Annotated in this window: 23 protein-coding genes and 1 pseudogene; 11 read left to right on the forward strand and 13 right to left on the reverse strand. The window is 62.3% G+C overall.

What is annotated here, in order from left to right; all coding sequences use genetic code 11:
- Window positions 1-299 precede the first annotated feature (299 nt).
- Together AC0L16_RS08245 and AC0L16_RS08250 are read right to left on the reverse strand one after the other, a co-directional pair.
- Entirely contained in the window at window positions 300-926 is a 627-nt protein-coding gene (locus AC0L16_RS08245) for a glutathione S-transferase family protein (protein ID WP_473620073.1), read from the reverse strand.
- A 12-nt stretch (window positions 927-938) separates the two neighbouring features.
- Entirely contained in the window at window positions 939-2,150 is a 1,212-nt protein-coding gene (locus AC0L16_RS08250) for an NADP-dependent isocitrate dehydrogenase (RefSeq protein WP_473620074.1), read from the reverse strand.
- Window positions 2,151-2,366: 216 nt separating this feature from the next.
- Between AC0L16_RS08250 and AC0L16_RS08255 the strand changes: the two genes are divergently transcribed.
- The 8 genes from AC0L16_RS08255 (at window position 2,367) to AC0L16_RS08290 (ending at window position 9,049) form a co-directional block, all read left to right on the forward strand.
- Window positions 2,367-3,215, forward strand: coding sequence for an RNA methyltransferase (locus AC0L16_RS08255; protein WP_473620076.1), 849 nt, complete (start codon window positions 2,367-2,369; stop codon window positions 3,213-3,215).
- 133 nt (window positions 3,216-3,348) lie between these two features.
- On the forward strand, window positions 3,349-4,161 hold the full coding sequence (gene murI, locus AC0L16_RS08260; protein WP_473620078.1) for a glutamate racemase: 813 nt from the start codon (window positions 3,349-3,351) through the stop codon (window positions 4,159-4,161).
- 62 nt (window positions 4,162-4,223) lie between these two features.
- The gene (locus tag AC0L16_RS08265) at window positions 4,224-4,412 is read left to right on the forward strand and encodes a DUF3008 family protein (protein ID WP_023717374.1); all 189 of its coding nucleotides are present in this window, start codon (window positions 4,224-4,226) and stop codon (window positions 4,410-4,412) included.
- A gap of 374 nt (window positions 4,413-4,786) precedes the next feature.
- Window positions 4,787-5,404 (forward strand): 30S ribosomal protein S4, encoded by a 618-nt coding sequence (rpsD, locus tag AC0L16_RS08270; protein WP_023798277.1) that lies wholly within the window; start codon window positions 4,787-4,789, stop codon window positions 5,402-5,404.
- Window positions 5,405-5,538: 134 nt separating this feature from the next.
- Complete coding sequence (gene ttcA, locus AC0L16_RS08275; RefSeq protein ID WP_473620080.1) at window positions 5,539-6,426, forward strand: tRNA 2-thiocytidine(32) synthetase TtcA; 888 nt, start codon at window positions 5,539-5,541, stop codon at window positions 6,424-6,426.
- Window positions 6,416-7,243 carry an inositol monophosphatase family protein gene (locus tag AC0L16_RS08280; protein ID WP_473620082.1) on the forward strand — a complete coding sequence of 276 codons (828 nt, stop codon included), beginning with the start codon at window positions 6,416-6,418 and terminating at the stop codon, window positions 7,241-7,243. The genes ttcA and AC0L16_RS08280 overlap by 11 nt, the downstream gene beginning before the upstream one ends.
- 138 nt (window positions 7,244-7,381) lie before the next feature.
- On the forward strand, window positions 7,382-8,560 hold the full coding sequence (gene ppaT, locus AC0L16_RS08285; RefSeq protein WP_473620083.1) for a pyridoxamine--pyruvate transaminase: 1,179 nt from the start codon (window positions 7,382-7,384) through the stop codon (window positions 8,558-8,560).
- An 87-nt stretch (window positions 8,561-8,647) separates the two neighbouring features.
- Window positions 8,648-9,049, forward strand: coding sequence for a hypothetical protein (locus AC0L16_RS08290; protein ID WP_473620085.1), 402 nt, complete (start codon window positions 8,648-8,650; stop codon window positions 9,047-9,049).
- A gap of 13 nt (window positions 9,050-9,062) precedes the next feature.
- Here the strand turns inward: AC0L16_RS08290 and AC0L16_RS08295 are convergent, their stop codons facing one another.
- The 5 genes from AC0L16_RS08295 to AC0L16_RS08315 all read right to left on the reverse strand — a co-directional run bounded on the left by AC0L16_RS08295 (window position 9,063) and on the right by AC0L16_RS08315 (window position 15,172).
- The gene (locus AC0L16_RS08295) at window positions 9,063-10,307 is read right to left on the reverse strand and encodes a multidrug effflux MFS transporter (protein ID WP_473620087.1); all 1,245 of its coding nucleotides are present in this window, start codon (window positions 10,305-10,307) and stop codon (window positions 9,063-9,065) included.
- A 110-nt stretch (window positions 10,308-10,417) separates the two neighbouring features.
- On the reverse strand, window positions 10,418-10,753 hold the full coding sequence (gene grxD / locus AC0L16_RS08300; protein WP_287182380.1) for a Grx4 family monothiol glutaredoxin: 336 nt from the start codon (window positions 10,751-10,753) through the stop codon (window positions 10,418-10,420).
- A gap of 302 nt (window positions 10,754-11,055) precedes the next feature.
- Window positions 11,056-11,289, reverse strand: coding sequence for a BolA/IbaG family iron-sulfur metabolism protein (locus tag AC0L16_RS08305; RefSeq protein ID WP_023798252.1), 234 nt, complete (start codon window positions 11,287-11,289; stop codon window positions 11,056-11,058).
- Between the two features lie 86 nt (window positions 11,290-11,375).
- Window positions 11,376-13,616 (reverse strand): phosphoribosylformylglycinamidine synthase subunit PurL, encoded by a 2,241-nt coding sequence (purL, locus tag AC0L16_RS08310; protein ID WP_473620090.1) that lies wholly within the window; start codon window positions 13,614-13,616, stop codon window positions 11,376-11,378.
- A 143-nt stretch (window positions 13,617-13,759) separates the two neighbouring features.
- A complete protein-coding gene (locus AC0L16_RS08315) occupies window positions 13,760-15,172 on the reverse strand; it encodes an aminotransferase-like domain-containing protein (RefSeq protein ID WP_473620092.1) in 1,413 nt (470 codons plus the stop codon).
- 186 nt (window positions 15,173-15,358) lie between these two features.
- Between AC0L16_RS08315 and AC0L16_RS08320 the strand changes: the two genes are divergently transcribed.
- From AC0L16_RS08320 to AC0L16_RS08330, 3 genes are all read left to right on the forward strand, one after another.
- Entirely contained in the window at window positions 15,359-15,511 is a 153-nt protein-coding gene (locus tag AC0L16_RS08320; RefSeq protein ID WP_473620262.1) for a DUF1127 domain-containing protein, read from the forward strand.
- A 270-nt stretch (window positions 15,512-15,781) separates the two neighbouring features.
- Window positions 15,782-16,033 (forward strand): type II toxin-antitoxin system prevent-host-death family antitoxin, encoded by a 252-nt coding sequence (locus AC0L16_RS08325; protein ID WP_473620094.1) that lies wholly within the window; start codon window positions 15,782-15,784, stop codon window positions 16,031-16,033.
- Window positions 16,026-16,433 (forward strand): hypothetical protein, encoded by a 408-nt coding sequence (locus AC0L16_RS08330; protein WP_473620095.1) that lies wholly within the window; start codon window positions 16,026-16,028, stop codon window positions 16,431-16,433. Before AC0L16_RS08325 ends, AC0L16_RS08330 begins: the two co-directional genes overlap by 8 nt.
- Window positions 16,434-16,481: 48 nt before the next feature.
- Here AC0L16_RS08330 and AC0L16_RS08335 read toward each other — a convergent pair.
- The 6 genes and pseudogenes from AC0L16_RS08335 to purC form a co-directional block, all read right to left on the reverse strand.
- Window positions 16,482-17,130, reverse strand: a pseudogene (locus tag AC0L16_RS08335) (Pr6Pr family membrane protein).
- 5 nt (window positions 17,131-17,135) lie between these two features.
- Window positions 17,136-17,552 (reverse strand): hypothetical protein, encoded by a 417-nt coding sequence (locus tag AC0L16_RS08340; protein ID WP_473620097.1) that lies wholly within the window; start codon window positions 17,550-17,552, stop codon window positions 17,136-17,138.
- 44 nt (window positions 17,553-17,596) lie between these two features.
- On the reverse strand, window positions 17,597-18,265 hold the full coding sequence (gene purQ, locus AC0L16_RS08345) for a phosphoribosylformylglycinamidine synthase subunit PurQ (RefSeq protein WP_023798248.1): 669 nt from the start codon (window positions 18,263-18,265) through the stop codon (window positions 17,597-17,599).
- A complete protein-coding gene (locus AC0L16_RS08350; RefSeq protein ID WP_473620098.1) occupies window positions 18,262-18,516 on the reverse strand; it encodes a hypothetical protein in 255 nt (84 codons plus the stop codon). The genes purQ and AC0L16_RS08350 overlap by 4 nt, the downstream gene beginning before the upstream one ends.
- An 18-nt stretch (window positions 18,517-18,534) precedes the next feature.
- Entirely contained in the window at window positions 18,535-18,777 is a 243-nt protein-coding gene (purS, locus tag AC0L16_RS08355) for a phosphoribosylformylglycinamidine synthase subunit PurS (RefSeq protein ID WP_023798246.1), read from the reverse strand.
- Between the two features lie 42 nt (window positions 18,778-18,819).
- Entirely contained in the window at window positions 18,820-19,614 is a 795-nt protein-coding gene (purC, locus tag AC0L16_RS08360) for a phosphoribosylaminoimidazolesuccinocarboxamide synthase (protein ID WP_023798245.1), read from the reverse strand.
- Between the last annotated feature and the right edge of the window lie 89 nt (window positions 19,615-19,703).

A 19,703-nucleotide genomic window follows, 5' to 3' on the forward strand; every position in this document is an offset into this window, starting at 1 on the left:
CGAGCTGCGCTGCGACGGTAAAGCAGAGCCTGCCATACGTGCTCGCCGGGTTCCCGGCGGCGACAATCGATGATACCTAAAAGCAGCGCGGGCCAGTCTCATCGCGTGCTCGCTAGCAACAATGGGTGTCGGCCTCGGATGCTCGCGCGTCCAAAGCCGATATACCAGAGAAAGCGGCCCGCGCACCTTTCATCTACGATGGCGCCCGGCGCCGGGCGATGTGTCTCATCCGACCTCGCTTCGCGAGGCCACCTTCTCCCACAAGGGGAGAAGGGGGAGCCGCACGGGACCCTCTGCTGTCACCCGGCGTTTTCAGTGGTGGCAAAACTCTCCCGTCCGGCGATGCGAGCCCACCAGGCCTGGATATCGGCGAACTCGGCCAGCAGGTTTTGTCCGTCGGCCACCTTGGCGAAATAGCCGATGATCGGTGCTGCATGCAGGTCGGCCAGCGTCAGTTGCGATCCCAACAGCCATGGCCCCTCGGCCTTCAGCGATGAGAGCGCCTTAAGCGTCGTTCTCGCCTGCAGAAGCCCATTGGCGATCAAAGCCTCGTCAGGCGTCGTCTTTTCCAGCCGCTCGACGGCGACATCCCAGACCATGGCCCGATAGGCATAGGCGTCGAGCATGCCGATGATCTGGTTCATGCGCGCGCGAGGCCGGGCATCGATCGGTTGCAACGCCGGGCCGTCGAACGCTTCGTCGACATAGCGGGTGATCGCGCTGGTCTCGTGGAGGCGGAACCCGTCATGCTCGAAGGCCGGGATGCGGCCGAACGGCTGATGGTCGAAATACCAACTGGGAATGCCGTCCGCCGCAAAGATGTCGACCGGCACAAGTTCGTAGCCGATGCCTTTTTCCTCGAGTGCGAGGCGGACGATGCGCACATAGACGCTGTAGTCCGCCCCGTAGACGACGGGCCTGCTCACAACGCGGCCTGGTCAGGCCATCGCCTTCTGCAGGTTCTCGTCGATCTTGTCGAGGAAGCCGGTGGTCGAAAGCCATGGCTGGTCGGGACCGATCAGCAGCGACAGGTCCTTTGTCATGAAGCCGGCTTCGACGGTCTGGATGCAGACTTTTTCCAGCGTCTCGGCAAAACGCATCAGCTCGGCATTGTCGTCGAGTTTGGCGCGGTGCGCCAGGCCGCGCGTCCAGGCGAAGATCGAGGCGATCGAATTGGTCGAGGTTTCCTCGCCCTTCTGGTGCTGCCGATAATGACGGGTGACGGTGCCGTGCGCGGCCTCTGCCTCCACCGTCTTGCCGTCCGGCGTCATCAGCACCGAGGTCATCAGGCCGAGCGACCCAAAACCTTGCGCCACCGTGTCCGACTGCACGTCGCCATCATAGTTCTTGCAGGCCCAGATATAGCCGCCCGACCATTTCAGGCTGGAGGCAACCATGTCGTCGATCAGCCGGTGCTCGTACCAGAGCTTCTTGGATTTGAACTCGGCTTCGAACTCTGCCTCGTAGACTTCCTGGAAAATGTCCTTGAAGCGGCCGTCATAGGCCTTGAGGATGGTGTTCTTGGTCGAGAGGTAGACCGGGTAGTTGCGCAGCAGGCCGTAATTGAGCGAGGCGCGGGCGAATTCGCGGATCGACTCGTCGAGATTGTACATGGCCATGGCGACGCCGGCGGCCGGCGCATCGAACACATCATGCTCGATCACCTCGCCGTCCTCGCCGACAAACTTGATCGTCAGCTTGCCCTTGCCGGGAAAGCGGAAGTCGGTGGCGCGGTACTGGTCGCCGAAGGCATGACGGCCGACGATGATCGGCTTGGTCCAGCCGGGCACCAGCCGCGGCACGTTCTTCATGATGATCGGCTCGCGAAAGATGGTGCCGCCGAGGATGTTGCGGATGGTGCCGTTTGGCGACTTCCACATCTTCTTCAGCCCGAATTCCTCGACACGCTGCTCGTCGGGCGTAATCGTCGCGCATTTCACGCCGACGCCATGCTTCTTGATCGCATTGGCCGAATCGATGGTCACCTGGTCGTTGGTAGCGTCGCGGTGCTCAACGCTGAGGTCGTAATATTCAAGCTTGAGGTCGAGATAGGGGTGGATCAGCTTGTCCTTGATGAACTGCCAGATGATGCGGGTCATCTCGTCGCCGTCGAGTTCGACGACCGGGTTCGCCACCTTGATCTTCGCCATGGAAAGAATGCCTCATTGTTGGGGATCGGAACGGCCTTGCCCGCATGGTTTTGGCCGGGGATGCGGCCCGTATATCAAAGCATTTTTGGCCGCGCAAACGGCGATCCGCGCCAGCGGGCTCGCCTTGGCGTCGGGCGTTGCCTGCCAAAGCTTCATTTTCGCGGCCGGATATGGCAGGGGACGCTGAAATGCCGCAAACAGCAGTTCATTGAGACAATGCAAGCCAGCAACGACGTCCTTCCTGCCACCGGCCCGGCGATCATCCTGGTCGAGCCGCAGCTCGGCGAGAATATCGGCATGGTCGCGCGCGCCATGGCGAATTTCGGCCTTGCCGAGCTGCGCCTCGTCAACCCGCGCGACGGCTGGCCAAGCGAAAAGGCGCGCGCCGCCGCAAGCCGCGCCGATCACGTCATCGATGCCGCTGTAGTGTTTGACGATCTGGCCTCGGCGGTCGCCGACCTGAACTTCGTCTTCGCCACCACGGCGCGAGCGCGCGACAATTTCAAGCCGGTGCGCGGACCGGTCGAGGCGGGCAGGGCGCTTAGAGCGCGGCAGCGATCCGGACAGCGCACCGGCATCCTGTTCGGCCGCGAGCGGTTCGGGCTCTATAATGACGAGGTCGGCCTCGCCGACGAGATCGTCACCTTCCCGGTCGATCCCGCCTTCTCCTCACTCAACATCGCCCAGGCCGCCCTGCTGATGTCCTATGAGTGGATGAAGTCGGGCCTGGAAGATGAGACCAGAACCAATTTTTCCAGCCCCGACATGATGCCGGCGACCAAGGAACAATTGCACGGCCTGTTCGCCTATCTGGAAGGCGCGCTCGAAGCGCGCGGCTATTTCCGCCCGGCGGCGAAGAAGCCGAAAATGGTCGACAATCTGCGCGCGGTGCTGACGCGTGCCGGCTTCGCCGAGCCGGAGCTCAAGGTGCTGCGCGGCATAATATCATCGCTGGACAGGTTTTCGCCGGCCATGCCGCGCGGCGACGGATCGCCGGGCGATGATCCAAGGCGGCTTCCGGCAGCGGCCCGCGCCACCAAGGCGACAGACAAGGACCAGGCCTAAGAGACAGGCTTTAGCCGTAACCGAATGTTATTTGGTGTGGTCCATCATCCCAAAAATGATGGATCAGGGATTTGTGACCATCTTCCCGCCGCGGGCCCGCAGCCTTCTCCGCCATCTCCTGTAGACGATGACAATGACCGATCCTTCAAGCGCCCGCCCTGTCCTGATGTTCGATTCCGGCATCGGCGGCCTGACGGTGCTGCGCGAAGCGCGGGTGCTGATGCCCGACCGCCGCTTCGTCTATGTCGCCGACGACGCGGCTTTCCCTTATGGCGCTTGGGAGGAAGCGGCACTGAGGGCACATGTGCTGGATCTGTTCGGCAGGCTGCTCGACCGTTTTTCGCCGGCCATTTCGGTCATCGCCTGCAATACCGCCTCGACGCTGGTCATCGATGCGTTGCGCGAAAGATTTCCCGGTCATCCTTTCGTCGGCACGGTGCCGGCGATCAAGCCGGCGGCGGAACGCACGCGCTCGGGGCTGGTTTCGGTGCTGGCGACCCCCGGCACCGTCAAACGCCAGTATACCCGCGACCTGATCGGCAAATGGGCGCAGAAATGCCATGTCCGCCTGGTTGGCAGCGACAGTCTGGCGGGACTGGCCGAAATCTATATGCGCGATGGCTTTGTCGATGAAGAGGCGGTGCGTGCCGAGATCGCGCCGTGCTTCGTCGAACATGACGAACTGCGGACCGACATCGTCGTGCTTGCCTGCACCCACTATCCCTTTCTGGCCAATCGCATGCGCAAGACGGCACCTTGGCCGGTCGATTGGCTCGATCCCGCCGAGGCGATCGCGCGACGCGCGCTCTCGCTGCTCGCGGGTGCCGAGGCCAGCCACCGCGGCGAGGCGTTGCCGGAAGGCGCCGACCTTGCCGTCTTCACCTCGAAGCGGGTCGATTTTCCGACTCGCCGCCTGATGCAGGGGTTTGGGCTGGCGATTTCCTGATATCTGGGAACATCACCCCGACCGGTGCGTTTTTCCCTCATCGCAAGACGGGAGAAACGATCATGCCAGCCACTTCAAAAGCCCAGCAGAAAGCCGCCGGCGCGGCATTGTCCGCCAAGCGTGGCGAGACCAAGAAGAGCGAGCTCAAAGGCGCTTCGAAGGGAATGTACAAGTCGATGAGCGAAAAGCAGCTCGAGGAGTTCGCCGAGACCAAGCGTAAGGGCCTGCCCGAGAAGAAATCGAAACACTAGCCGCTCGTCCGCACCCGAGGTCCGGTCCCATGGTTGGATAGCCGTGGTCCAGCACACATCGCGCGCGGGGGAACCGCGGCGTATCATCACCGACGCCAGCCGCGAACTGCCGCGAGCTTGACACCAGTTAAATCTCCGTCTAATCAGCCCACCAACACCGGGCCGCAATGTCCGGTGGTTTGTTTATGTGTGCAAGACATTTGGGAAGCCGCTCTATTCCTCCCGGAGTCTTGTCTAGAATGACGTGTCCCGTGGGTTTCCGCCGCGTTGCGTGGGAGAACCCTGTCAGGCCTCGAAAACGGGGGCCAGAGGAGGGCGCGTTTCCTTCACCCGGACCATGAGGTGCCGGGTGTGTCTTTTTGAAAGGGAATGCGATGAGCAAGCGCGAATCCGCGAAATACAAGATCGACCGCCGTCTCGGCGAAAACATCTGGGGCCGCCCGAAGTCCCCGGTCAACAAGCGCGAATACGGTCCCGGCCAGCACGGCCAGCGCCGCAAGGGCAAGCTTTCCGATTTCGGCCTGCAGCTGCGTGCCAAGCAGAAGCTGAAGGGTCACTACGGCGACGTGTCGGAAAAGCAGTTCCGCAAGGTCTATGAAGAGGCGAACCGCCGTAAGGGCGACACCTCGGAGAATCTGATCGGCCTGCTCGAGTCGCGTCTCGACGCGGTCGTCTACCGCGCCAAGTTCGTGCCGACCATTTTTGCCGCTCGCCAGTTCGTCAATCACGGCCACATCAATGTCAACGGCAAGCGCGTCAACATCGGCTCGTACCGCTGCAAGCCGGGCGATGTCATCGAAGTGCGCGAAAAGTCGAAGCAGCTGGTGATCGTCCTGGAATCGGTAGGCCTGGCTGAGCGCGACGTGCCTGATTACATCGAGGTTGACCATAACAAGATGACGGCGAGCTTCGGCCGCATCCCCGGGCTGTCGGATGTTCCCTTCGCCGTGCAGATGGAACCGAACCTGGTCGTCGAATTCTATTCGCGCTGATCGATTTTCTTCATCTGCGACATCATCGAAGGCCGCCCTCGAGGCGGCCTTTTCTTTGGGCTTCCGAAAATCGATTTCGATTTTCGGACCGATGCGCTACTCCGGGCAGCAACAACGACTTTTGGGGCCGCGCCATGAACATGCTGCCAGAAACAATCGAACCGATCGCCGATGCCGCAGGCGGCTTTCATCCGCTGTTTGCCGACGTGCCGTCCTCCGTCGAATTCAACAAGCTGCGCAAACGACTGCTGCGTCTCGCCCGTCAGGCGATCGACGATTTTTCAATGGTTAGGCCCGGCGATCGCTGGCTGGTCGCCTTGTCCGGCGGCAAGGACTCCTACGGCCTGCTGGCGTTGCTGCTCGACCTCAAATGGCGCGGGCTGCTGCCGGTCGACCTGTTGGCCTGCAATCTCGACCAGGGCCAGCCGAACTTTCCCAAACACATTCTGCCCGATTATCTCAATGCATACGCCATTGCGCACCGCATCGAATATCAGGACACCTATTCGGTGGTGACCGACAAGCTTCCCCAAGGCAGCACCTATTGTTCGCTGTGTTCGCGGCTCAGGCGCGGCCATCTCTACCGCATCGTGCGGGAGGAGGGCTGCTCGGCTTTGGTGCTCGGCCACCACCGCGAAGACATTCTCGAAACCTTTTTCATGAACCTGTTGCATGGCGGACGCCTCGCCGCCATGCCGCCAAAACTGCTCAACGACGACGGCGACGTCATGGTGCTGCGGCCGCTCGCCTATTGCGCCGAGGCCGATCTCGAAAAATTCGCCGGCGCCATGAAGTTCCCGATCATCCCGTGCGATCTGTGCGGCAGCCAGGACGGCTTGCAGCGCAATGCGATGAAGGCGATGCTCGACGACCTGGAAAAGCGCATGCCCGGCCGCAAGGACACGATGATCCACGCCATGACCAATGTGCGGCCCTCGCATCTGCTCGACAGAAAGTTGTTCGATTTCGCCGCACTCAACGAGACCCTGACCGCAAGGCAAGACGTTCCCGATGACATTTGACGATACCGCGATCGACTGGCTCGCCAGGCTTCTGTCCGACGCTGCCATTGCCGAGATCATGCCGCGCTTTCGCCGGCTGGATGAGGGCGACGTCCGCCAGAAGACCTCGGCAGCCGATCTGGTGACGGAGGCCGATGTGAGTGCCGAGCGGCTCATCACCGTCAGGCTGCGTGAGCGCTACCCCCAGGCGATGATCGTTGGCGAGGAAGCCTCCTCGGACGACCCGGCGCTGCTCGAGGGGCTCGGCGAAGCCGATCTCGCCTTCGTCATCGATCCCGTCGACGGCACTTTCAATTTCGCCTCAGGCGTGCCGCTGTTCGGCGTCATGCTGGGCGTCGTGGTGAAGGGCGAGACCGTCGCCGGCATCATTCACGATCCCATCGGCAAGGACTGGCTGATCGGTGCCAGGGGGGCTGGCAGCCACATACGGCATGCGCATGGCACTTTGGAGAAGGTGCATGTCGCCGAGCCTGCGCCGATCTCGCAAATGACCGGCGCGGTTTCCTGGCAATACATGCCCGAGCCGGAACGGTCACGGCTGGCGCGCAACCAGACGAAATGTCTTTCGCAATTCGGCTATCGCTGCGCGGCTCACGAATACCGCCTGCTGGCGAGCGGCCACGCCCACTTCGTCGTCTACAACAAGCTGATGCCGTGGGATCATCTGGCCGGTGTGCTGATCCATGCCGAGGCCGGTGGTTACGCGGCGCGTTTCGACGGCAGCACCTATCGGCCTTCGCATGTCGGCGGTGGCCTTCTTGTCGCACCGGACGAAGCAAGCTGGCGCGAACTGCGCCGGGAACTCTGGGCGCAATAGGCCGTTTGGCATCGGCCCGGATGAAGCTGGCCGAGGATTATGCGCCGAGCTGATGTATTCGCGCGACATGGAGAACTTCAAGACCTATCGGACCGGCACGCAATTCTACGGCTGACCGCCAACGATGAGACAAAGACCATGCGTTATCTCGAACACGCCGAACCGGTCATCACGCTTACCGCCGGGCCGGTGAACGCCTATCCCGACGTGCTGCGCGGCCTCGGCCGCACCGTGCTCTACGATCACGACCCGGCGTTCCAGCTCTTTTACGAGCGTGTGGTCGACAAGGCGCAGAAGGCGATGCGGCTGTCGAACAAGCCGGTCATTCTGCATGGCGAGCCGGTGCTTGGCCTGGAGGCCGCGGCAGCCTCCCTGATCACGCCCGACGACGTGGTTCTCAACCTTGCCTCCGGTGTCTACGGCAAGGGATTTGGCAATTGGGCGAAGCGCTATTCGCCGCATCTGCTCGAAATCGAGGTGCCCTATAGCGAGGCGATCGACCCGCAGGCGGTTGCGGCAATGCTGGAAGCGCATCCGGAGATCAGCATCGTTTCCGTCTGCCATCACGACACGCCTTCGGGCACCATCAACCCGATCGACGCCATCGGCGCACTGGTTTCGGGGCATGGGGCCTACCTGATCGTCGATGCCGTTTCGTCCTTCGGCGGCATGAAAACGCATCCGGAGGACTGCAAGGCCGACATCTATGTCACCGGCCCGAACAAATGCCTCGGCGCGCCTCCCGGGCTGACGATGATGGGCGTCAGCGAGCGGGCCTGGGCCAAGATGAAGGCCAACGAGGCAGCGCCACGCGGATCGATGCTCAGCATCGTCGATTGGGAGCATGCGTGGTCGAAGGACAAGCCGTTTCCGTTCACGCCGTCCGTGGCGCAGATGAACGGGCTCGACGTCGCGCTCGACCTCTACCTCAACGAGGGACCGGCGGCGGTGTGGGCGCGCCACGCGCTCACCGCCAAGGCCATGCGCGCCGGCGTCGCCGCCATGGGTCTGTCGATCTGGGCGGCCAGCGACAAAATCGCATCACCAACCACGACTGCCGTCAGGACGCCCGAAGGCATCGACGAGGAGGCGCTTCGCCAGGCCGCGCGCGCCCGCTACGGCGTGGTGTTTTCGTCAGGCCGCGGCGAAACATTGGGCAAGCTGACGCGCATCGGCCATATGGGCCCGACCGCCCAGCCGATCTATGCGATCGCGGCGCTGACGGCACTTGGCGGCGCGATGAATGCTTTGGGCGAAAAGCTCGCGGTCGGCAAAGGCATCGATGCGGCGCTCGCCGTTATCGACGCCGACGTCTGAAAGGATCCATCCGCAGCGCTGATACTCGATGGAAGCTTTCGTCGAAAAATTCGAGTACATTTGTCCGCGCGAAACCGGAGACCCGAGATGAAACCTCGGTCCGCAATTGTCGCCCTTACCGTTGCCCTGGTTGCCGGTCCTGATGCGGCAACATCGCAGGAGCGCGCCTGTCGCAGTCCCGAACCCGTCGACACCATAAACGAGATGTTCTCCGCGATTGTCGCCTGCTGGGAGCCGCCGCCCGGAACCGGGGGCATGACCCTGACGCTGCAGTTCTCAATTCGCCGAAACGGCACACTTATCGGCAAGCCTCGCGCCACTTACTCCCGTCTAGGGGATGATGGCAGCCTCAACCGGGCCTTCGTCGCCTCTGTCCTCGAGGCTCTCGACAAGTCTCTGCCACTGCCGGTTTCGGACAGCATGGGTGGAGCGATCGCAGGGCGTTTGCTGTTCCCTCGCTTCACCGCAGCGAGCGGGAGTGAATCCTGAAGCGCGCCCGGCATTAAACCGGCGGGTTCTGCGGCTGGAAGAATTTCCCGCGCTCGGCAATCAGCACCATCACCAATGCGCCAAGCGAAACGCTGCAGAATCCGGCGGCCAAGGGCGTCACCGTGCCGTTGAAGGCTTGGCCGATCAGCGTGCCGAGCACGCCGCCGAGGAAGGTCTGCATGAAACCCAGAATGGACGACGCTGTCCCGGCCAATTGGCCGAGCGGCTCCATGGCGAGTGCGTTGAAATTCGCGCCGAGTGCGCCGAACGGGACCATCGTGCAGGCAAAGAAGGTGATGAAAAGCCAGAGCGGCATCTTCATTTGGATGGAAACGACCAGCCAAGCGAGGCTGATGGCCAGAAACAAGAGCAGCGCGCTTTGCGACAGGCGGCGCATGCCGATGCGTCCGACAAGGCGCGAATTCAGATAGCTCGAAAAGGAGAGCACGCCGGCGATCCCTGCGAAAATCACCGGGAACATCTCGCCGACGCCGAAGACGCCGACATAGATCTGCTGCGCCGAGTTGATGAAGCCGAACATCGCGCCGAAGGCAAAAGTGCTTGCGAAGGCATAGCATAGCGCGATGCGATTGGTCAGAACGATGCGGAAACCGCCAAGGACGGATGATGCCGTCAGCGGCCGGCGATATTCGGGATGCAGCGTTTCCGGCAGCCGCAGCAGCGACCAGGCTGAGACGACCAGTGCGCCTGCCGCCATTGTGATGAAGATCCAGTGCCAGGAGGCAAACAGCATGATGAACTGGCCGATGCCTGGCGCCACCACCGGAATGGCCATGAACACCATGAAGATCAGCGACATGACTTCGGCCATGCGCCGGCCGTCGAACGTGTCGCGTACGATCGAGACGGCGATGACGCGCGTGGCCGCCGCACCAATGCCTTGCACCACCCTGCACAGGATAAGGATGGCGAATGTCGGGGCGATCGCCGCCGCACTCGCCGCTGCGACGTAGATAACCAGTCCGACGACGAGCGGAGCGCGGCGTCCGAAGCGGTCCGAGATCGGCCCGAAGAAGAGCTGTCCGCCGCCAAAGCCGAGAATATAGGCGGCAATCACATATTGGCGATGGTTTTCATTTTCCACGCCTAGCGAGGCGCCGATCTGCTGCAGCGCCGGCAGCATGATGTCGATGGCCAGCGAGTTGAGCGCCATCAACGCCGCGCACAGCGCGATGAATTCCCAGCGCGGAATAGGCAAGGTATCCGCCTGTTGCTGCGCTTCTGCATGCTGATCCACGGCAAAGTCCGATCTTCAAACGAAAAAGCGCCGGCGCACCGGCGCATTCATTCGTCTTGTGCCCCGATACCGGGGAGATAATCAGCTTGGCGAAGTGCCCTACGTGTTCGTCAGGCGGCGCCTTTGACGCTGACGCCCTTTTCGACGAGGAACGTCTGCAGTTCGCCAGCCTGGAACATCTCGCGGACGATGTCGCAACCGCCGACGAACTCACCCTTGACGTAGAGCTGAGGGATCGTCGGCCAGTTGGAGTATTCCTTGATCCCTTGCCGCAGCTCGGCCGAGGTCAGCACGTCGACGCCCTTGTAGTCGGCCCCGATATAGTCGAGGATCTGCACGACCTGACCGGAAAATCCGCATTGCGGGAAACCGGGCGTGCCCTTCATGAAGAGAACGACCTCGTTGCCCTTCACTTCGCTGTCGATGTAGTCGTTGATACCGCTCATAGAGAATCCTTTCATGCCCGCGGGAGTCGGGCTCGAAACATACCCTTTCAAATAAACCCATAGGTTGCCTGAAACAAGACGTTTGCCGCGCCGTCGCGCAAATGGCGCAAAGGATGACCTGGGCCAAGAGCATCGGACGGCTATTTTTCCCAAGCCAGCAATGATAAAGGCAACAGACGGAGTACGTCACGAAGTGACGACCTCGTTCTCAAAATCCGCAGTGTCGCGCGTTCACCAAGGCGGGGAACCGTTGAGTAATGAATGAAATCCACGATCCAGGCCACAATCAGCCCTAAAAAGGCTTATTCCGGCACGCTGGTCTGCAAAGCGAGCGCGTGCAGCACGCCGCCCATATTGCCCTTCAGCGCGTCGTAAACCATCTGATGCTGCTGGACGCGGCTTTTGCCGCGAAAGCTCTCGGCCACCACTTCGGCCGCATAATGATCGCCGTCGCCGGCCAGGTCGCGAATCGTCACCTTGGCGTCCGGAATGCCTTCCTTGATCAGCCGTTCGATGTCGTGCGCGTCCATTGCCATGCGAGGATTCCTTGTTCAGGTCGTGATCTCATAGATATGATCGAAATGGCGGATGAACCACACCGAAACGGGCCCGCTCGATCAAATCAGGGGTCCACGACCTCATTTGCCATGAAGCGAGGAAACCAAGATTCGTGGGCAGCGGTCAATTCGCCGACAGGGATCGCCCGCGCCTCGCCGAGTTTCAGGTCGCTGCCGCCGGTAGAGCCGATCCACGGCGCGAAGATGCCGAGCTTGCTCTGCTCTTCGCGAATGGCGTCCCATTCCTTGCTTTGCGGATCGATCGACAGCGTCAAGAGGTAGCGGCCCTGATCCTCGCCGAACCAGACCGGGATCGGGTCGGTCCCGACCAGGCCGGGGACGGTCGCGCCGATGCCGGACGCCATCGCCATCTCGGCCAGCGCGACGGCAATGCCGCCATCGGAAACGTCATGCGCTGATGTGACGACGCCGGAGGCGATCAGGGCGCGCACATGGTCGCCGACGCGCTTTTCATGGTCGAGATCGACCGGCGGCGGCGCGCCGTCGGCGCGGCCATGGATGTCGCGCATATAGGCCGACTGGGCGAGATGCGTTCCCCACATCGATGGCGCGCCGACCAGCAGGATCATCTGGCCCTCGGCGGCAAAGCCGATCCGCGCCATCCTGGACCAGTCGGCGATCAGGCCGACGCCGCCGATGGTCGGCGTCGGCAAGATGCCTTGCCCGTTGGTTTCGTTGTAGAGCGAGACATTGCCGGAGACGATCGGAAAGCCGAGCGCGCGGCAGGCGTCGCCGATGCCTCTCACGGCGCCGACCAACTGGCCCATGATCTCGGGTCGTTCCGGGTTGCCGAAATTGAGGTTGTCGGTGGCGGCGAGCGGCAGCGCGCCGGTGGCGGTAAGGTTGCGCCAGCATTCGGCGACCGCCTGCTTGCCGCCCTCGTAAGGGTCGGCCTCGCAATAGCGCGGCGTCACGTCGGAGGAGAAGGCGAGCGCCTTGGTCGGATGACCCTCGACGCGCACCACGCCGGCATCGCCGCCCGGAAGCTGCAGCGAATTGCCCTGGATCAGCGTGTCGTACTGTTCCCATACCCAGCGGCGCGACGACAGGTCGGGCCCGCCGAGCAGTTTCAGCAGCGTCTCGGCGACATCCGCTTGCGGTGCATCGCCGGCCGCCAGCGGCGCCGGCTTCTTCGGCTCGGTCCAGGGACGGTCATATTCCGGCGCCTGGTCGCCAAGGTCCTTGATCGGCAGGTTGGCGACTTCGTCGCCCTGGTGCAGCACGCGAAAACGCAGATCGTCGGTGGTCTTGCCGACGATGGCGAAGTCGAGGCCCCATTTGTGGAAGATCGCCTCGGCTTGCTTTTCCTTTTCGGGGCGCAGCACCATCAGCATGCGTTCCTGGCTCTCCGACAGCATCATCTCATAGGCGCTCATGCGCTCCTCGCGCACCGGCACCTTGTCGAGGTCGAGTTCGATGCCGAGGTCGCCCTTGGCGCCCATCTCGACCGCCGAGCAGGTGAGGCCGGCAGCCCCCATGTCCTGGATGGCGATGACGGCACCGGACGCCATCAGTTCGAGGCAGGCTTCGAGCAGGCATTTTTCGGTGAACGGGTCACCGACCTGAACGGTGGGCCGCTTCTCGTCGATCTTGTCGTCGAATTCGGCCGAGGCCATGGTGGCGCCGCCGACACCGTCGCGGCCGGTCTTGGCGCCGAGATAGACGACCGGCAGGCCGACGCCCTTGGCTTCCGACAGGAAGATCGCATCGGTCTTGGCCAGCCCCGCCGCAAAGGCGTTGACCAGGATGTTGCCATTGTAGCGCGCGTCGAAATTGACCTCGCCGCCGACCGTCGGCACGCCGAAGGAATTGCCGTAGCCGCCGACGCCGGCAACGACGCCGGCAACCAGATGCCTGGTCTTGGGATGGTCCGGCGCACCGAAGCGCAGCGCGTTCATTGCCGCGATTGGCCGCGCGCCCATGGTGAAGACGTCGCGCAGGATGCCGCCGACGCCGGTCGCCGCACCCTGATAGGGCTCGATGAAGGAGGGGTGGTTATGGCTCTCCATCTTGAAGACGACGCAGTCGCCGTCGCCGATATCGACCACGCCGGCATTCTCGCCAGGCCCCTGGATGACCTGCGACCCGGTGGTCGGCAGCGTGCGCAGCCATTTTTTCGAGGATTTGTAGGAGCAGTGCTCGTTCCACATCGCCGAAAAGATGCCGAGCTCGGTAAAGCTCGGCTCGCGCCCGACCAGGTCGAGGATGCGCTGATATTCGTCGGGCTTCAGCCCGTGCGCGGCAATGAGTTCCGGAGTGATCGGCACGGAATTGGAAATGGTCATGGGCGGCAATTTATGTCCTTGGGATCGAGTCCCGTCTTATCGCAAGCTTTGCAGCCGATACACCCATCAAGCGACGAAAAACGATGGATAGGGTGAAGCAAGTAGCGAAAGATCGCCACTCGGCCCGCCGGTTTCAAGCCGGTTCAGGAGAAACTGTCGTAGCCGGCGCGGCCCTCGTCGAGCAGCCGCCGGATCACGCCGACGCCGCCCGCGATGTCCTCTCGTCGCTCCGGCTGTGAAACGCCAAACCGCACGCCGTGAAAAACCTGCTCGGAACGCCCCGCCTTGAACTCGTCCTCATCGTCGATGAGCACGCCATGTTCGAGACAGGCGTTCTTGAAGGTGCCGGAAAGCCATGGATCGGGCAGGGTGAGCCAGACGAAGGGCACATTGTCTAGTGCGTTGAAGTCGAATCCCGCCAGCGTCTCGCGTACGATCGCCACGCGCGCGTTGATCTCGACGATGCTGCGCTTGCGCATCTCGCTGGCCTGGCCGGACAGAACCAGCCGGCTACACACTTCCGCCAGCAGGAAGGGGAGGCCACCCGTCAGCATCTTGTGAGCGACCCGGATCCGGTGGCGATAGGCCGGCGGACAGGCGAGCCAGCCGCCGCGAACGCCCGCCGCAACGGATTTCGACAGGCCGCCGGCAACGATGGTCCGTTCGGGGGCATATTCGGCCAGGAGCGGCGTCGGGTCGTCGGTCAGGTCGCCATAGAGATCGTCCTCGATCAGGACGACATTGTATTCGCGCGCGACGCGCGCGATGGCCTCGCGGCGCGTCGCCGACAAGGTCGCCAGTGTGGGGTTCTGGGCCGTCGGCATCAGGAACATCATTTTCGGGTGTTTTTGCGCGCAGACGCGCTCGAAATCCTCCGGATCGAGCCCTTCCGCGTCCGACGTCACCAGCGCGGTGCGGCGGCCGATCAGGCCGGCGCTGCGTGAAATCTGCGAATAAGTGAGGTGCTCGAAGACGATATAGTCGCCGGGCGTGGTCAGCGCGGCAATCGCCGCCATAACCGCGGCATGGGTGCCGAGCGTCGGAACGATGCCATCGCGGCTCGGGCGAAACGAATTTCGCGCCAGCCAGTTGCAGCCGGCCTCGAACCAGCGGTCGGGAAAATCCCGCGTATAGCTTGAAATCTCGTACGGATGCTCCTGCGCGGTGCGCGAAAGCACATCGGCGACAATGGCGCCCTGGCCGGTATCAGGCGCAGCCGTGCTGTCGAAGCGCAGTTTGCCGCGAGGCGCGTCGATGTAGCGCGTGCCTTCCACGTGCGGGTCGGGCGCCAGCAGATCGGTCTTGGTGTCATGCCGGCCAAGCACATAGGTTCCGCGTCCGACTTCGCCGCTCACCAGGCCCCGCTCGCGCAACAATTGGTAGGCCCTGCCAACCGTGCCGATGGTCGCTCCGATGTCGTATGCAAGATCGCGCTGCGGCGGCAGTTTTGCCCCGGCCGCGATCACGCCACGGTCGATGTCCGTTTCGATGGAATCTGCAAGCCGCTGATAGAGGGGCCCGGAGCCGGCAGAAAGGTCGGGAAGCCAATTTGTCATGGTGACAATTTTCTATATTGCACCGTTTTGAGAGTCAATACATATGTGGCTGCGCAACAAATAGGTACAATCCCGAATTTTGGTAGCAAGAAAATGGCTGCAATCGATACAATCCGTCACACGAGAGCTGAATTGCTCGGAGCCCGCCCGTCTGGCCGGCAAGGCTATGTCCGTCGCTTGGTGCGTATGGTCAGCTCACTCGCAAACCGGATCGGCAGCTTGCTGGATCGCCGGCGCAGCCGGCTGGTCTTGCTGGAGATGACCGACGATCAGCTCAAGGATATTGGCATCTCGCGTGCCGACGCCCATCGTGAGGGTCTGAGGCCGTTCTGGGACTGAGAATACGTCTCGAGTGCCCCGTCTCGAATAGCGGCGTGGTACATCGCCGCTGCGATCTTCTTCATCGCCGGGAAGCGACCCTCTTTCTTCTTCCTTTCGATCTGGGAAGTGTATGGCGCACTGAGATCGGCCGCGGCAGCGAGGTCGCGAGCAGACAGACCACGATGCACCCGCAGACCTTCACTCCATTCTCGCCCTCGCGAGGTCTCCGATGGCTATTGCTGAAAACAGCTAATTCGCCTATTTTCGGGGTAATGAAGGGAGGTCTTTATGGCGAGTTTCACCCTCACAGATCTCGGCAACAAATCCGGCGAGGTTGTAGAGGCCGCGTTCCGGGGCCCTGTCGACATCACCAAGCGCGGCAAGCGCAAGTTCGTTCTCCTGACGGCGGAGCAGTTCGACCGTCTCGCCGGCCGTAGCGCCCAGCGGGCACACCGCGTCGAGGACCTGTCAGCCGAGGAACGGGAAGAGCTTCTCGCCGGCCTCGATGCCGTCGCGCGCGACGATGACCGGGATGACTGAGCCGGACCACGGACAGATCATTCTCTATTCCTATCTGTGGGCGCGGGAATATGACCGGGGGGAGGAGAGTGGACGCAAGGCGCGGCCGACCTGCGTGATGCTGATCGTTGCGGGCAAGAACGGCCGCCAGAAGGCTCTGCTCTTTCCAATCACGAGCCGGCCGCCGCGCGATGGCGCTCGCTGTGTCGAAATTCCCGAGACTGAGGCCCGTCGTGCCAAGCTCTATACGCCGGCATGGGTGATCGTCGACGAGTTCAACACCGATGATCTCGCTACCTCCTGGGCGCTCGAAGACGCCAAGCCGCTCGGCCGGTTCACGCGCAAATTCATGTCGCGGATCGCCGGCGAAGCCGCGGCGGCTATTCGCGCCGGTGGAGCGCGAACCGTGCCGAGACGATAGAGGCGGCCGGGGCTGAATGTAGCCTGCCCTCCGGATGCCCTCTCTTTTTCACTGCGGACGAACGCGTGCCACCCTGATCCGCGAGATGCCGTGGTCTGCAAGCACTGCAATGATGCACAGCACCAGAAACAGTCCGGTGATGCCGAGCGCCGAGACGGCGACGCTGGCCGCGCCGTTCTTGGCGACATCGAGGAACGGGTAGGGCAATTCGCCTGATATCGGCGCCCGCGCCAGTGCATAGGCCAGATAAGCGACCGGATAAATCATCCACCAGGAGATGTCGCGCCACCGCGTCGAGCCATCGGCGCCTGCCACAAGCCACCACAGCACGAAACAGCACCGGCGTTATATAGTGCAGCAGGATATCGCAGAGCAGGAACAGGCCCTGCGGCTGCCAAAGCTGCGCCAGGACCGTCGCATAGATGATGAAGACCAGACTTATGGCGACCGCCACGCCGGCGCGCATCCGGGGCCCGGCAAAGGCCGGAAACCAGGCGTAGCCGCCGGGTGACAGCAGCGAAACATGCACGAGCACCGCGCCGATATTGGTCAGGATGGTGAAGAAGCTGAAGTAGAAGACCAGCGAGCCGACAAAACTCCGGCCGGCTGCCATCGACGCTGGAACGGTGATGCAGATTTGCAGGACAAGCGCGGCCAGGCCGATGACCAGACCGGCGATCTGCAGGAACCGGCTCACCAGCCCTATGCAGCCGCACCGCAGGCTGGATTGCCAGCCTGCCAGCGGGCAATGTCCGAGCTGATGCGTGCGCCGAGCGGTTCGGCCATCAGCGGACCGTACACGTCCACCCGGCGTGAATTGCCCTGTGCCTGCACGACCAGCAACGGCTTTCCGCCATACTGTTTGACCGGGACAAGCAGGAAGCGCGGTGTGCCGGTGAACGAATTCAGCTCGTTGGCCATCTGATAGGGTTTGAAAGCGGGATCCTTGCTGGCGATCCAGCATTTGTGGGCGGCGATCGCCACCTGTTCCATCGCAAGCAGCGCCGCACTCTTGCCCGAAGGCGCCGGCGCGTTTTTCGGCTTCGACTGGCAGGAGGCGAGCACAAGGCCGGCGGCGGCGACAAGAGCGAGGCGGGCGATCGTCTGTCTCGGGCTCATGCGGCGCCTATTTCGAATTCGGAACAAGATGAATGCTGAAGATATCAAGCGGCGATGCCAAGCGCACTTTCGAACAGTGCCCGGCCGTCGCTGCCGCCATGCGCCGCTTCGATCAGGTTCTCGGGATGCGGCATCAGGCCGAGCACATTGCCCTGGCCGTTGATGATGCCGGCAATGTCGTTGATCGAGCCGTTGGGGTTGGTGCCTTCGGCATAGCGGAACACCACCTGGCCTTCGCCTTCCAGCCTGCGAAGCGTCTCGGCGTCGGCAAAATAATTGCCGTCATGATGCGCCACCGGCGAGCGAATGATCTGCCCCGGCTGATAGCGGCGGGTGAACATCGTGTTGGCGTTGGCGATCTGCAGCTTGACCTGCCGGCAGACGAATTTCAGCGACGTGTTGCGCATCAAGGCGCCTGGCAAAAGGCCGGCCTCGACCAGGATCTGGAAGCCGTTGCAGACGCCGATGACCATGACCCCCTTGGCCGCCTTTTCGGCGACCGCCCGCATCACCGGCATACGCGCCGCAATGGCGCCGCAGCGCAGATAATCGCCGAAGGAGAAGCCGCCGGGAATGGCGATCAGGTCGACGTCGGGAATTTCGGTGTCGGTCTGCCAGACCGTGACCGGCGGCGTTCCCGAAATCTTGGTCAGCGCCGCGATCATGTCGCGGTCACGGTTGAGGCCCGGCAGAAGAACGACGGCTGATTTCATTTCGGTTCGTAAGGCCTCTGGGCTTCGGCAAGTTCACGCAGGTCTAAGCGGCGTTCAATATGTTCCAGGCGCTCGTCCTGGCGAGCCAGCACACCGTAGATGTTCTTCACGTCACCCTCGGTGGCAATGAGATGGCGGCGGATAGAGCCAAGCTCGGACTTTACCTCCCCGAGCGTCAAATCCATCCTATCCAGCCGCGACTGAATGGACTTGAGGACTTCAAATATCAAGCTTCCATCAATCTCGGCCATCTGCCCTCCGGCACAACCTCAGGTAATGGCCACACTATAGTTCTCAATCACCGTATTCGCCAGAAGCTTGTCGCACATGGCTTTGAGATCGGCTTCGGCCTTGGCCTTGTCGCTCTCAGCAAGCTCGACGTCGAAAACCTTGCCCTGCCGCACCTGGCCGACGCCGTCAAAGCCCATCCCGGACAATGCGTGTTCGATCGCCTTGCCTTGCGGATCGAGCACGCCGTTCTTGAGGGTGACGGTAATGCGAGCCTTGATCACGCTGGACATGCTCCTGTTCGAAATATTGAGCGGCAAAAAATCTCAGTGCGGCTTGCCTTTGAGGCCATCGGTCGAGGCGACGAGCACTGGTCCGGCGGGACGCGGCGGCTCGTTCTCGTTCATGATGCCGAGGCGGCGGGCGACTTCCTGATAGGCTTCGACCAAACCGCCCATGTCGCGGCGGAAACGATCCTTGTCGAGCTTGTCCTGGGTCGCCACGTCCCACAGACGGCACGAGTCCGGCGAGATCTCGTCGGCAACGACGATGCGCATCATGTCGCCTTCAAACAGCCGGCCGCATTCGATCTTGAAGTCGACAAGCTGGATGCCGACGCCCATGAACAAGCCGGAGAGAAAGTCGTTGACGCGGATGGCCAGCGCCATGACGTCGTCGATCTCCTGCGGGCTTGCCCAGCCGAAAGCGGTGATGTGCTCTTCAGACACCATCGGGTCGTCGAGCGCGTCGGCCTTGTAATAGAATTCGATGATCGAGCGCGGCAGCACGGTGCCTTCCTCGATGCCGAGACGCTTGGCCAGCGAGCCGGCGGCGACGTTGCGCACGACCACCTCGAGCGGGATGATCTCGACTTCCTTGATCAGCTGCTCGCGCATGTTGAGCCGGCGGATGAAATGGGTCGGAATGCCCATCCGGTTGAGATGGTTGAAGATGTGCTCGGAAATGCGGTTGTTGAGCACGCCCTTGCCATCGACGATTTCGTGCTTCTTCTTGTTGAAAGCGGTTGCGTCGTCCTTGAAGAACTGGATCAGTGTTCCCGGCTCAGGGCCCTCATAGAGGATCTTGGCCTTGCCTTCATAAATGCGGCGGCGATTTTTCATCTGATCTTTTCTCTGGATTTCCGGGCAGGCGGCAAGCGACCAGTTCCTGTCCGTCCGCCTAAATTAGTGCGGCAACGGTAGGGGTTCAA

It is taken from the genome of Mesorhizobium sp. WSM4848, assembly GCF_055811375.1.

Bases quoted from the DNA above. Each gene is read 5' to 3' on its own strand.
- AC0L16_RS08280 (WP_473620082.1), top strand. From the start codon at position 6,416: ATGACATTTGACGATACCGCGATCGACTGGCTCGCCAGGCTTCTGTCC.
- purQ (WP_023798248.1), bottom strand. From the start codon at position 18,265: ATGAAATCAGCCGTCGTTCTTCTGCCGGGCCTCAACCGTGACCGCGAC.
- AC0L16_RS08290 (WP_473620085.1), top strand. From the start codon at position 8,648: ATGAAACCTCGGTCCGCAATTGTCGCCCTTACCGTTGCCCTGGTTGCC.
- AC0L16_RS08265 (WP_023717374.1), top strand. From the start codon at position 4,224: ATGCCAGCCACTTCAAAAGCCCAGCAGAAAGCCGCCGGCGCGGCATTG.
- AC0L16_RS08340 (WP_473620097.1), bottom strand. From the start codon at position 17,552: ATGAGCCCGAGACAGACGATCGCCCGCCTCGCTCTTGTCGCCGCCGCC.
- ppaT (WP_473620083.1), top strand. From the start codon at position 7,382: ATGCGTTATCTCGAACACGCCGAACCGGTCATCACGCTTACCGCCGGG.
- AC0L16_RS08250 (WP_473620074.1), bottom strand. From the start codon at position 2,150: ATGGCGAAGATCAAGGTGGCGAACCCGGTCGTCGAACTCGACGGCGAC.
- ttcA (WP_473620080.1), top strand. From the start codon at position 5,539: ATGAACATGCTGCCAGAAACAATCGAACCGATCGCCGATGCCGCAGGC.
- purL (WP_473620090.1), bottom strand. From the start codon at position 13,616: ATGACCATTTCCAATTCCGTGCCGATCACTCCGGAACTCATTGCCGCG.
- AC0L16_RS08315 (WP_473620092.1), bottom strand. From the start codon at position 15,172: ATGACAAATTGGCTTCCCGACCTTTCTGCCGGCTCCGGGCCCCTCTAT.
- AC0L16_RS08330 (WP_473620095.1), top strand. From the start codon at position 16,026: ATGACTGAGCCGGACCACGGACAGATCATTCTCTATTCCTATCTGTGG.
- AC0L16_RS08350 (WP_473620098.1), bottom strand. From the start codon at position 18,516: ATGGCCGAGATTGATGGAAGCTTGATATTTGAAGTCCTCAAGTCCATT.
- grxD (WP_287182380.1), bottom strand. From the start codon at position 10,753: ATGAGCGGTATCAACGACTACATCGACAGCGAAGTGAAGGGCAACGAG.
- AC0L16_RS08320 (WP_473620262.1), top strand. From the start codon at position 15,359: ATGGTCAGCTCACTCGCAAACCGGATCGGCAGCTTGCTGGATCGCCGG.
- AC0L16_RS08255 (WP_473620076.1), top strand. From the start codon at position 2,367: ATGCAAGCCAGCAACGACGTCCTTCCTGCCACCGGCCCGGCGATCATC.
- rpsD (WP_023798277.1), top strand. From the start codon at position 4,787: ATGAGCAAGCGCGAATCCGCGAAATACAAGATCGACCGCCGTCTCGGC.
- murI (WP_473620078.1), top strand. From the start codon at position 3,349: ATGACCGATCCTTCAAGCGCCCGCCCTGTCCTGATGTTCGATTCCGGC.
- purC (WP_023798245.1), bottom strand. From the start codon at position 19,614: ATGAAAAATCGCCGCCGCATTTATGAAGGCAAGGCCAAGATCCTCTAT.
- AC0L16_RS08325 (WP_473620094.1), top strand. From the start codon at position 15,782: ATGGCGAGTTTCACCCTCACAGATCTCGGCAACAAATCCGGCGAGGTT.
- AC0L16_RS08305 (WP_023798252.1), bottom strand. From the start codon at position 11,289: ATGGCAATGGACGCGCACGACATCGAACGGCTGATCAAGGAAGGCATT.